Raw genomic sequence first — 11,353 nt, 5'->3', positions numbered from 1 at the left:
TCCACGAGCAACGATCATGCCGAAGAATCCCATCAGACCCAAACGAGACACCCTCTAAGCCTACAAAACGCGAAACGAGGGGCACGCGAAACGAGGGGCACGCGAGTGAGGGGCATGCGGGTGAGGGCGCCAGGGGGTGGTGAGGTGGTGTCACCAACGTGACGGCCAGATACACCTAGCTGCTACTGCTGCACGAGCTACCACCGCCGCAGGAGCTCGACCCGCTGTCGGACGTGCTGCCGCAGGAGCTGGAGCACGAGCTGGCACTGGAGCAGCTCGAACACGAGCCACCGCACGACGAGCCGCTGGAGTCGGACGACTTCCGCGTCGCTCCGACGGGTGCCCGCTTTCCGCCGAGCGCCGCTTCCCGCACCTCCTCGTCCGGGTAGGCGGTGAAGCCGAGCAGGGCGACCGGCCCCGTAGTCGGATGCTCCAGCTCGGGCACGCGCTCCTCGCCGAGGCGAATCCGGGACGCCAGTTCCTCTCCAGCAGGCGTGAGGCGCGGCAGCTTTCGTTTGACGAACGTCGCGTAGGCGCAGACCGCGAAGAACAGCACCGCCCACACGCCCACCGAGATCACTCCGTTGAGCCCCAGCGCCAGCAGTAGGAAGAAGAGCCCCCAAGGCACGAGGACGAACCTCTTGATCCGCGCGTGGTCCTGGTCCCGGACGCGCAGACCTGCCTCGTCCAGGCTCCGCAGGACGGAGAGCACCGCGCGCCCGCCCCGCTCGCGCACCAGGTCGATCACCGGCGTCGAGACCGAAAGGGCACTGAGCACCGCCATGTCAACCGGGTCGCCACCGCTCGCCTCTCGCACCCGAACGACCCCGAGATCCCGGTTCGCGCGCAGCCGACCTTCGTGAAGCAGCTTGGCGACCGCCGTCTCGACAACCCGGTTCTCCCCGCCGAGCAGGTATGCGGCCTGGTAGGCGGTGGGGTGAGCAGCCAGTGTGGACGGTCGGTTCCGCACACTGCTCCGCACCCCCACCAACCACAACGCGTCCAAGCCGAGCACGGCGGACGACAACACGACGTACCACAGATCCTGCAAGGCTCCCCCTAGTTCAGGGGCCGTACCCTAGCGAAGGGATCAGCCGGCGGGGATGTTGACCACGCTCCCGTACATCCGGTACTGGGCGAGCTCGCCGAGTTTCGGGCGCACACCGGGGATCTCGTCGATGCTCTCCCGGAGAGCAGGCGACACCGTCCCCGCCGTGAACGCGTGGTAGGCGTCCTCGTCGGTCCACTCGGCGTAGTTCAGCACCTTGGTGCCGTCCTTGCTGAGGTGGAAGTTCGCGGAGATCATGCCCGGAACCCGTTCGGCTTCAAGCCGTTCGACCACCAGGTCGGCGAGCGCCTTCTGCGCAACCGGGCCATCGGTCTCGAAGCGGACACCGACGACAAGTCCCGGCCTGGTCGTGATGTCGCTGCGACAGCTCCGGTGCAGCCGGTACCGGGTCAACCCGGGCCGCTCGATCCCGGGCACGCCGGCGTCGATGCGCCGGACGAGCTCCGGGCGCTTCGTGCGGACGAACTCCTCATGGGCCTCGTCGTCGGTCCATTGCGCGTAGTACAGGACGTGGTCGCCGTCGAGGCTGAGCAGCGCGTACAGGGCCAGCATCGCGTCCGGCCGATCCGCTCGGTCCCACTCGCCGAGGGTCGCTTCGGCGGCGGCGCGTTGGTGCTGCGGGGTGCTCACGTTCCAGCGGCTGACCAGGATCGTGCCCGCGTCGGGGCGGGTGAGGTCGGGGCGCTCTTCTGATCTGTTCACACCGCGAACGTAGGACCTCTAGTTTGCTTGAGGTCAACGTGCCAAACAGGGACAAGGTCCTCGCGCGAGCACTGATCAGCGAGCAACTGCCTCTTCCGCGGTGGCGAAGCCGCGCAGCGGTTTGTTCGCAACGGTCAACGCGGCCAGGCTCAGGACGCAGAGCAGGCCGCCGGACACGAGCGCGAACGCCGGGGTGCTGACGCCCGCGACCAGGCCGCCGCGGAAGTTGCCGATGTCGGGGCCGGAGACGCCGATGATGTGCTCGACCGCGCCCACCCTGCCCCGGTAGGCGTCGGGGGTGGCGATCTGCACGATCGCGCCCCGGGAGATCACCGAGATCGTGTCCGCGGCCCCGGCCACCGCGAGGCAGACCAGGCCGAGCCACAGCGACGGGGACAGCCCGAAGCAGGCAAGACCCACGCCCCAGGTCCCGGCCGCCGCCAGCATCACCGCTCCGGGGCGGCGGGCACGGGTGACCACTCCGGACGCCGTTCCCGCGAGGATGCCGCCGACCGCGATGGCGGAGAGGAGGAACCCCAGCGACTCCGGCCTGCCGAAGCGCTCGTCGGCGATCGCGGGGAACAACGCGATCGGCATCGCAAGCACCGTCGCGAACACGTCGGTCAGCAGCGCGCCGCGGACGACGGGCTGCTTGCCCAGGAACCGCAGGCCTTCCCAGGCCGCGCGGAGTCCCGGTCGGCCCGGCTGCCCCTCCGGGCGCATCGACGGCAGCAGGAACACGCCGTACAGGCCGACGGCGAAGGTGGCGGCGTCGATCACGTAGCAGGTTCCGGCTCCCCACTGCGCGGTGATCACGCCGGCGAGCGCGGGACCGATCAGCATGGCGGCCTGGAAACTGAGGTGGTTCAAGGCGATTCCCGCCCGCACCAGGTGCTCCGGCAGCAGGCGGACCGCGAAGGTCTTGCGCGCGGGCGCGCCGAGACCGCCGCACGCGGCCTGCGCGGATACCAGTCCCAGCACTACCGGAAGCGACGCGAGGCCGAGAAGTGCTTGCGCCGCAAGCAACACGGCCGTGACGATCTGTCCGACCGTGGTGAGCAGCACCAGCCGCCGCCGGTCCACGCTGTCGGCCAATGTGCCGCCCAGCAAACCGAAAACCACCATCGGCACGGCCTGCGCGATCCCGATGGCGCCCACGGCGACGGTGCTCTGCGTCAGCTGCCACACCTGCGTCAGAACGGCGACCACGGTCAGCTGGCCGCCGAGCGTGGAGGCGGTGGTGCCGATCCACAGTCGCCGGAACGCGGTGCTGGCGCGCAGCGGCCGGATGTCGACGAGCAGCTTCATGGCTTGAGGTTCCGGACGATGCGGTCGTGGAAGGACCGCTTCGCCAGTGCCGCCTCCAGATCGCGCACGACCTGGCTCATCGCGTAGGGGATCTCCTCCTCCAGCTCGGCGACGGCACGCTCGGTCGCCCGCCACTCGGCTTCGAGGAACGGCACCATCTCCCTGGCCCGCTCGGTCAGCACGACCTCGCGCGTCCGCGCGTCGGAGCCGGGCCTGCTGGTGACCAGTCCCTCGCGCCGGAGCGCGGTGACGGTCTGGCTCATCGCCGAGTGCGTGACGTCCAGGGACGCGGCGAGCTGCCGGATGGTCATCGCGCCCGCGCGGCCGAGCCGGATCAGCGGCATGACGTAGCGGGGGCGCACGCCGTCGATCCCGCGCTCGGCGTACAGCTTGGCGATGTCGTCGTCCATGGCGGCGAGCAGCACGCGCAGCGGCCGCCAGCGGCTCACCTCGGTGGGGTCCGGGGTGGGATCCGGTGTGGTCATGAGGAAAAGAGTAACAGCACTTATATGAGTGCTGTTACAGTTGCCGCTCCCCGGCAGAAGGAGTCACGAGTGACCACCCGCTTCCCCATGATCGAGCCCTACGACCACGGCATGCTCGACGTCGGCGACGGCCACCAGATCTACTGGGAGACCTGCGGAAACCCGGACGGCAAACCCGCAGTTGTCGTCCACGGCGGCCCCGGGATGGGCTGCCGCCCGGGACTGCGGACCTACTTCGACCCCGACGCCTACCGGGTGGTCCTGTTCGACCAGCGCAACTGCGGCCGCAGCACGCCGCGCGCGAGTGAGCCCGTCGTCGACCTCTCCACGAACACCACCGACCACCTGCTCAGCGACATGGAGCGGCTGCGCGAGCACCTCGGCATCGACAAGTGGCTGCTCTTCGGGGGTTCCTGGGGCTCGGTGCTGTCGGTGACCTACGCGCTGCGGCACCCCTCGCGGGTGACGGAGATGATCGTGACGGGGGTGGCGACGGGCAGGCACTCGGAGATCGAGTGGCTGATCGACGGCTTCGGTCCCCTGGCTCCGGAGGCTTTCGAGCGCTTCCGCGCGGGCGTGCCGGACCCCGGCGACGACATCTCCGCCGCCTACCACCGGTTGCTGATGGACCCGGACCCGGCGGTGCACCTGAAGGCGGCGGAGGACTGGTGCGCATGGGAGGACGCCGTCGTGACGGTCCCACCCGGTCGCGACGCAGAGCCGGGGCCGTGGGACACGCCGGAGTTCAAGCTCACGTTCGCCCGCCTGGTCACGCACTACTTCAGCAACCGCTGCTGGCTGGACGACGACGAGCTGGAGCGCGGGAAGGACGTGTTGAAGGGAGTTCCTGGCGTGATCGTGCACGGCCGCCTCGACCTCAGCGCCCTTGCTGGCAACCCGTGGGTGCTGCACAGCGCCTGGCAGGGCTCGGAGTTGGTGATCGTGGAACACGGCGCCCACGCTTCCGGAACCGCGGAAGCCATTGTGGCGGCGACGAACCGGTTCGCGAGGTCATGATCGGTCACATCTGGCCGAAGTAGGAGCGCGAGCTCGACGGCACGGTCAGCAGCCCCACCACGACCGAGGCCGCGACGACGACCATCACGATGATCGGCGGCGTCGCACTGGTCACCGACAGCGTGACGAGCACGACCGACAACACGATGGTCGCCAGCCACGCCCACCTGACCCCTCTGGCGACGCACACACCGAGCACGATGTCCAGCGCGGCGAGCGGCACGAGGAGGGCGGCACCGTTCACACCGAGGACGGTGAGCTGGCTGGCGTAGAACCCGGCAACGGGGATCTCCGAGATCACACTGCCGAGCATCGCGCCAAGCCCGAGCACCAACGCGGTGAGCATCGTTATGCCGGAGAACACGAACAGCAGCACGGACACCGTTGTGACCGGTCGGGGAATGTTGTTTGACGTGCGCATGATCAATTAAGAACAGACCATTCCCCGCAGAGACAACAGGTTCAGCGCAGTCGCACTGAACGTCGTAGTTGGACGGTGGTCCGAACGCGTGCTCGCCCTTGCACGAAAGCGTTAGCCCGCACCATTCCCCGTCGCCGGGCTGTGCCGCGGCTTCGTCGTGGTCAGCCGGTTCGCCGCGACGAGCGGACCGAGCCCCAGCCCCATGATACGGACAGTGTGCACGGCGGCGCGGTCACCGAGGAATTGACTGCCCAGGCGTAGACCGCTTGTGCACCAAGGCACTGCGGCATTCCGGTGAGATCGTTGAGCGAAGCGGCGACCGAGCGCAGACTGGCGAATGCCAGCACCGAGGACCTGGGAACCGGTGGGCCGGTCACGGCCCCGCGTCAGCCTGCGCATGCGCGCGTGGGGCGGACAGCCGTGTGTCCCGGGCTCAGGGCGCAACCAGACGGGCGGCGTAGCCGTCCGCACCCAGCGGCCGGTGGCGGCTTCTCGTCCAGGTCCAAGCCCGGTGCGACACCGGTGGCCAGCGCCGCTCGGACCGCCGGCGTGGATCTCCTCGGCCACCGCGTCCGCGAACGGGTCGCCCGTCGTCAGGTGCCCAGCTGTTCGGGCCGGCCCGCGTTCCGCCGTGCCGGGACCGTGCGGCAGGAAGATCAACCCCACGCACGCCTCCACAATTCAGACAGCTGTCAGGGGATCTTGGGGCGTGTCCCGCCCCCACGGAGGCGCAAACTTCGCAACGATGGCTCCATGACGGACTACGGCGTCGACACCGACCGGCACGCGCTGGTGGCGATGTGGAGCTCGGGACTCGGCAACACCGCGCACACCGCGGCGGACCTGCCGGACTCGGTCTCCGCCGAGCAGGCGCTGTTGCTGACCCACGTGCTCAACGGGCTGTCCCGGGCGGCGTGGCGCACCTACACCCACCCCGGCAGTCCGCTGGAGGACGCCGGGCTGGACCTGGACGCCGACGGGTGGGAGCGCACCGACGAACGCGCCGCGCTGGCCGACGTCGTCGCCGCGATCCGCGCGCCCAACCTGCCCGAGGACGGCATGCTGCTGGAGTCCTACAGCCCGGTGATCGAGTCCTCGCACCGGGTCGGCCGGGAGCTGCACGCCGTCGCCGACGTCGGGCTGACCGAGCAGGTCGTCGCCGAGGTGGAGGCCGAGCTGGCCGCGATCGAGGCGGCCGAGCGCGGCGACCTCACCGGGCGTGCCCGCCAGGCGGTCCGGCTGACCAGGGCGGACGCCTCGCCGTTGCAGGTCGCCGCCGCCGACGCGCTGCTCCAGCAGGACCCGCTGGGCTCCGCGGCGCTGTTCAGCGAGGTCGACGCGACGGCTGCGTCGGTGGCCGCGGCGCACTGGCTGCAGGTGGCCGCCGAGATCGCCGCGGAGATGGCCGAGACCGCCCCGACCGAGGTGGTGATCGAGGCCGATGACCTGGAGCCGTTGGCCGTGGACACCCCGACCCTGGTGCTGGAGCGGCTGGCGCAGGGCGAGACCCCTCGGCAGGTGGTGACCGCGCTCGTCGGCGACGCCATGGCCGTCGCGGACGGGCGCATCCCGGACGTGGAGGGCCTGATGGTCCTGCTGGTGCAGGCGGGCGAGGCCATCGACCAGGACGAGGACTTCGACACCGTCGTGCCGGACCGGATCACCCCTCTGGACCCGGCCCGGCCGGCGCACGACCTCCTGGAGGACCTGCTCGACGGCATTCGCGGTTGCTGGCTGCTCTACCGCGCCTACGAGGACGACTCGGCCTCCCCCGACGCGCCGGTGACCCAGCGCGCCGACCGCGACAAGGCCTTCTTCGACCGCGTCCGCAAGGAGGCCGTCGCCCGCCAGGACCGGCTCCTCTGATGCGAACCGGCCCGGACTAGCGCCGGTCGCGCGGGAGGCGGGAGCCGACGCGGACCAGGCCGGTCTCGTAGGCGATGACCACCGCCTGCGCCCTGGTGGAGACGCCCAGCTTCGGCATGGCCCGGTTGAGGTGCGTCTTGACGGTGGCCTCGCTGATCCGCAGCTCCTCGGCGATCTCCCGGTTGTTGCGGCCGGTCCCGACGAGCCGGACGATCTGCAGTTCCCGCGCGGTGAGCTCGGCGACGCGGTCGGCCAGCTCGCGCTGTGCGCGTGCGATCCGCACCGCCGGCGGAGTGCGCGGGGAACCGGCGCTGAGCACACCCCCAGTCGCGTGCTCACCCCGGTGTTCCCTGTTGTCTGCCCACATGGGGTCCACCCTCGCGCGCCCGCGCTGCGCCAACGTTGCGGAGACGATGAATCGCCTGGTGGGCACGATACGGTTCCTCCCGTCACGCACGGGAGTTGTGGGGGCGGGATGGGTCTGCGGTTCGGGGTGCTCGGCGAGATCGAGGCGCTGCGGGGGCAGCAGCGCCTGGAGATCGGCCCGGCCCGGCAGCGCGCGGTGCTCGCGGTGCTGCTGGCCGAGGCCAACCGGGTGGTCCCGCTTGACCGGCTCGCCGAGCGCGTGTGGGGCCGCGACCAGCCGCAGCGGACCGCGAACACCGTGCGCAGCTACCTCTCCCGGCTGCGGTCGGCGCTGCCCGGCACCACGATCGAGCGCCGGGGCGAGGGCTACGTGCTGGAGACCGAGCCGGAGTCGGTGGACCTGCACCGGTTCCGCGCGCTGGTGGCGCGAGCGCGCTCCGGTGACCGCGACGAGGGGGCCGCGGAGCTGCTGGCCGAGGCGCTCGGGCTGTGGCGCGGCGAGCCCTTCTCCGGGATGGACACGGCGTGGGCCGCTGACACCCGCACCGCGCTGCTGGCCGAGCGGCTGGGTGCGGAGCTGGACCACAACGACATCCAGCTCCGCCTCGGCGGGCACGGCGGCCTGCTGCCGAACCTGCTCTCCTGCGCGGCCGAGCACCCGTTGCACGAGCGGCTGGTCGGCCAGCTGATGCTGGCGCTCTACCGCGACGGTCGTCCGGCCGATGCCTTGGAGCAGTACCAGCACCTGCGGTCCCGGCTGTCGGAGGAGCTGGGCACCGAGCCGGGTCCGGCGCTGCGCGAGCTGCACCACCAGGTGCTGGCCGACGACCCCGCTCTGCCCGGCGCCCCGCCGCGGGTCGCGAACGCGCCGGTGCCGCGCCAGCTGCCCGCCGCGCCCCGGCTGTTCGTCGGGCGGGGCCGCGAGCTGACCGCGCTCACCCGGCGCATGGAGATCCAGCGGGAGGCGGGCGAGGCCGCGGTGGCGCTGGCCGTCGACGGCCCCGGTGGCATCGGCAAGACGTGGCTGGCGCTGACCTGGGCGCACGCCAACCTCGACCGGTTCCCCGACGGCCAGCTCTACGTGAACCTGCGCGGGTTCGCGCCGCAGGCCGAGCCGGTGCCGCCGTCGCAGGCGCTGCGGGCGTTCCTGGAGGCGTTGGGCGTGGCCGACACCGCGATCCCCGCCGACCTGGACGCGCGGTCGGCGTTGTTCCGCAGCCTGGTCGCGGGGCGGCGGATGCTGATCGTGCTGGACAACGCGCGGGACAGCGCGCACCTGGTCCCCCTGCTGCCCGCCGATCCCGCGTGCACGGTGCTGATCACCAGCCGGGACCGGCTGACCGGGCTGGCGGCGGGGCACGGGGTCCAGCCGCTGGACCTGGAGCTGCTCGGCGAGCGGCACGCGCGCGACCTGCTGACCGAACACCTTGGCGCGCACCGGGTTCGGGCCGAGCCTGGCGCCGTCCGCGAGCTGCTGAGCTGCTGCGGCGGGCTCCCGCTGGCGCTCGGGATCGTCTCGGCACGGGCGATCGCGCATCCGGACTTCCCGTTGTCGGTGCTGGCGGAGGAGCTGCGCGACGCCTCGGCCCGGCTGGACGCGCTGGACGTCGACGACACCGAGCTGAACCTGCGCACGGTGCTGTCGTGGTCCTCGCGCGCGCTGGATCCCCACGCCGCCAAGGTTTTCGCGACGCTCGGGCTCGCGCCCGGACCGGACATCGCGCTCCCGGCGGCGGCCGCGCTGACCGGCCTGTCGCGGTCGGCGACCCGGGTCGTGCTGCGGACGCTGGAGACCGCGAACCTGGTGTGGCAGCCGGCTCCCGGGCGGTACCGGATGCACGACCTCGTGCGGTTGCACGCCTCGGAGCAGGCGGAGGGATCGCTCAGCGACGACGAGCGGCGGGCGGCGCTGCGCCGCCTGCTCGACCACCTGCTGTGGACCGGTCACCGGGCCGCGCTGCTGATGAAGCCGAACCGCACGCCCTTGGAGCTGGCGGAACCGGTCAGGGGCGCCGACCCCGTCGAGCTGGCCGACCGGGACGAGGCGGCCGCGTGGTTCACCGCGGAGCGCCTGGTCGTGCTCGCCGCGATCGACGTGGACTGGCCCGAGTACACCTGGCGGCTGGCGTGGATGATCGCCGACTTCCTCGAACAGACCTGCCAGTGGCATGAGTACGTCGGCTCGCAAAGGAAAGCGCTCGCCGCCGCACAGGAGCTCGGCGACCTGGACGGCGAGGCGCGGGCGAGCCGCAACCTCGCGCGGGGGCTCGGCAGGGTCGGCACGCGCGAGGAGTCCATGGAACACCTCGAACGCGCGCTCGAACTCTCCCGCGAGCGCGGCGACCGGTTCAACGAGGGCATGGCGCACCTGGACATCGGCATGGTGCACAACAACGCCGGTGATCTGCGCGGCGCGCTGACGTGTGTGCGGGAGGCGCTCGCGGTCTTCGAAGCCGCCGGTCACCGGCACGGCCAGGCCATGGCGCTGAACAACATCGGCTGGTGCCTCGCCGAGCTGGGCGAGCTGCGCGATGCGCTGGCGTACTGCCACCGAGCCCTTGCGCTGCAAGAGGAAACGGGCGAGCCCGGAGCCTGTGCCCGGACGATGGACAGCATCGGCTACTGCCACCACCGGCTCGGTGAGCACGCGGAGGCGGTGACGTGGCTGAACCGCGCGCTGGACTCACTGCCGGACAACGACCTCGGCAGCCGGATCGAGGCGCTGACCCACCTCGGCGATGCCAGGCACGCGCTCGGCGAGCACGACGCGGCGCGCACGGCGTGGCTCACGGCCGCGGACCTCGCCGGCACGACGGGGGGACCGGCGGCCGACGCGCTGCGCGAGCGGCTCGGCGGCCACGTGCTCACCCCGTCGCCCTGAGCTCCCGTGGCACCAGCAGGACCTCGCAGTCACGGGTGACGCGGACCTTGGCGATGTCGTCGCGGCTGGGCACCTCGTACATGGCGGGCAGCAGCAACGCCTCCATGACCGCGCGGGCCGCTCGCGCACCGGTGCCCAGTCGCAGCGCCCTTTCGGCGATGGCCGGGAGCGCGCCCCTGGCGAACTCCAGTGCCACGCCGTCGTAGCGGAAGAGCTCCTGGTACTGCTTGACCAGCGCGTTGCGCGGCTCGGTCAGGATCCGGGTCAGCGCGAGCTGGTCCAGCGGCCGCACGGCGGTGACAACCGGCAGCCTGCCGACGAACTCCGGGATCAGGCCGAACCGCACCAGGTCCCGCGGGGTCACGTCCGCGGTGTCGTCGGCGGCACGGACCTGGGAGCCGAAGCCGATGCTCGTCGCGTCGGAACCCCTTTCCAGGCCGGGGAAAGCGCCCGCGACGATGAACAGCACGTTCGTCGTGTCGATCTGGATGAACTCCTGGTGCGGGTGCTTGCGACCGCCCTGCGGCGGCACGCTGGCGGTGGTGCCCTCCAGGATCTTCAGCAGCGCCTGCTGCACGCCCTCGCCCGAGACGTCCCTGGTGATCGAGGGGTTCTCGCTCTTGCGGGCGATCTTGTCGATCTCGTCGACGTAGACGATGCCCCGCTGCGCGCGCTCGATGTCGTAGTCGGCGGCCTGGACCAGCTTGAGCAGGATGTTCTCCACGTCCTCGCCCACGTAGCCCGCCTCGGTGAGCGCGGTCGCGTCGACGAGGGCGAACGGGACGTCGAGCAGCCTCGCCAGGGTCTGCGCGAGGTAGGTCTTGCCGCAGCCGGTCGGGCCCATCAGCAGCACGTTGGACTTGCCAAGCTCCACTGAGCCGTCCGAGCCGTCGCAGTGCCCGATGCGCTTGTAGTGGTTGTAGACGGCGACGCACAACGCGCGCTTGGCCTCGTCCTGACCGATCACGAACTGGTCGAGCAGCGCGCGGAGCTCCCGGGGCTTCGGCAGCTCGCGGTCCTCGGCGGGCGGCTCCAGCTCGTCGTCGATCAGCTCGTTGCACAACCCGACGCACTCGTCGCAGATGTGGACCCCCTCCGGTCCCGCGATGAGCCTGCGCACCTGCTCGTGGCGCTTGCCGCAGAAAGAGCACCTGGGCAGGTCGTTCCGCACGGGCCACCTCACTGGAGTCGCACAACGGGATGACGTGACCAGATGTTCTGATCATCTGTCCAGAAGG

10 protein-coding genes are annotated in these 11,353 nt (G+C 71.2%); 3 read left to right on the top strand and 7 right to left on the bottom strand.

Features of this window, described 5'->3' with window-relative positions; genetic code table 11:
• Nucleotides 1-175: 175 nt before the first annotated feature.
• The 4 genes from ACFFQA_RS36500 to ACFFQA_RS36485 form a co-directional block, all read right to left on the bottom strand.
• Complete coding sequence (locus ACFFQA_RS36500) at nt 176-1,051, bottom strand: TIGR04222 domain-containing membrane protein (protein ID WP_377862381.1); 876 nt, start codon at nt 1,049-1,051, stop codon at nt 176-178.
• A 39-nt stretch (nt 1,052-1,090) separates the two neighbouring features.
• Nucleotides 1,091-1,771: an antibiotic biosynthesis monooxygenase gene (locus tag ACFFQA_RS36495; protein ID WP_377862380.1), complete on the bottom strand. Its 681-nt coding sequence runs from the start codon at nt 1,769-1,771 to the stop codon at nt 1,091-1,093.
• Between the two features lie 75 nt (nt 1,772-1,846).
• Nucleotides 1,847-3,079, bottom strand: a complete 1,233-nt coding sequence (locus tag ACFFQA_RS36490; RefSeq protein WP_377862379.1) for an MFS transporter — start codon at nt 3,077-3,079, stop codon at nt 1,847-1,849.
• Nucleotides 3,076-3,564: a MarR family winged helix-turn-helix transcriptional regulator gene (locus ACFFQA_RS36485; protein WP_377862378.1), complete on the bottom strand. Its 489-nt coding sequence runs from the start codon at nt 3,562-3,564 to the stop codon at nt 3,076-3,078. Before ACFFQA_RS36485 ends, ACFFQA_RS36490 begins: the two co-directional genes overlap by 4 nt.
• Before the next feature lie 24 nt (nt 3,565-3,588).
• Between ACFFQA_RS36485 and pip the strand changes: the two genes are divergently transcribed.
• Entirely contained in the window at nt 3,589-4,581 is a 993-nt protein-coding gene (pip, locus tag ACFFQA_RS36480) for a prolyl aminopeptidase (protein ID WP_377862377.1), read from the top strand.
• 4 nt (nt 4,582-4,585) lie between these two features.
• On the opposite strand, the gene ACFFQA_RS36475 is transcribed toward pip, so the two are convergent.
• Entirely contained in the window at nt 4,586-4,957 is a 372-nt protein-coding gene (locus ACFFQA_RS36475) for a hypothetical protein (protein ID WP_377862376.1), read from the bottom strand.
• A gap of 798 nt (nt 4,958-5,755) precedes the next feature.
• On the opposite strand from ACFFQA_RS36475, the gene ACFFQA_RS36470 reads away from it, so the two are divergent.
• Nucleotides 5,756-6,868, top strand: coding sequence for a hypothetical protein (locus tag ACFFQA_RS36470; RefSeq protein ID WP_377862375.1), 1,113 nt, complete (start codon nt 5,756-5,758; stop codon nt 6,866-6,868).
• A gap of 16 nt (nt 6,869-6,884) precedes the next feature.
• Here ACFFQA_RS36470 and ACFFQA_RS36465 read toward each other — a convergent pair whose 3' ends face one another.
• A complete protein-coding gene (locus ACFFQA_RS36465; RefSeq protein WP_377862374.1) occupies nt 6,885-7,151 on the bottom strand; it encodes a response regulator transcription factor in 267 nt (88 codons plus the stop codon).
• Nucleotides 7,152-7,343: 192 nt separating this feature from the next.
• Between ACFFQA_RS36465 and ACFFQA_RS36460 the strand changes: the two genes are divergently transcribed.
• Entirely contained in the window at nt 7,344-10,115 is a 2,772-nt protein-coding gene (locus tag ACFFQA_RS36460) for an AfsR/SARP family transcriptional regulator (protein ID WP_377862373.1), read from the top strand.
• Here ACFFQA_RS36460 and clpX read toward each other — a convergent pair.
• Nucleotides 10,099-11,286, bottom strand: coding sequence for an ATP-dependent Clp protease ATP-binding subunit ClpX (gene clpX, locus ACFFQA_RS36455; RefSeq protein ID WP_377862372.1), 1,188 nt, complete (start codon nt 11,284-11,286; stop codon nt 10,099-10,101). The two genes, ACFFQA_RS36460 and clpX, sit on opposite strands and share 17 nt — an antisense overlap.
• Between the last annotated feature and the right edge of the window lie 67 nt (nt 11,287-11,353).

This window comes from Allokutzneria oryzae (assembly GCF_042429765.1).
In the GTDB taxonomy this organism is placed as follows: Bacteria; Actinomycetota; Actinomycetes; order Mycobacteriales; family Pseudonocardiaceae; genus Allokutzneria; species Allokutzneria oryzae.
The sequence above is the reverse complement of the archived record's forward strand: the minus strand, read 5'-3'. Positions and strand labels throughout refer to the sequence as shown.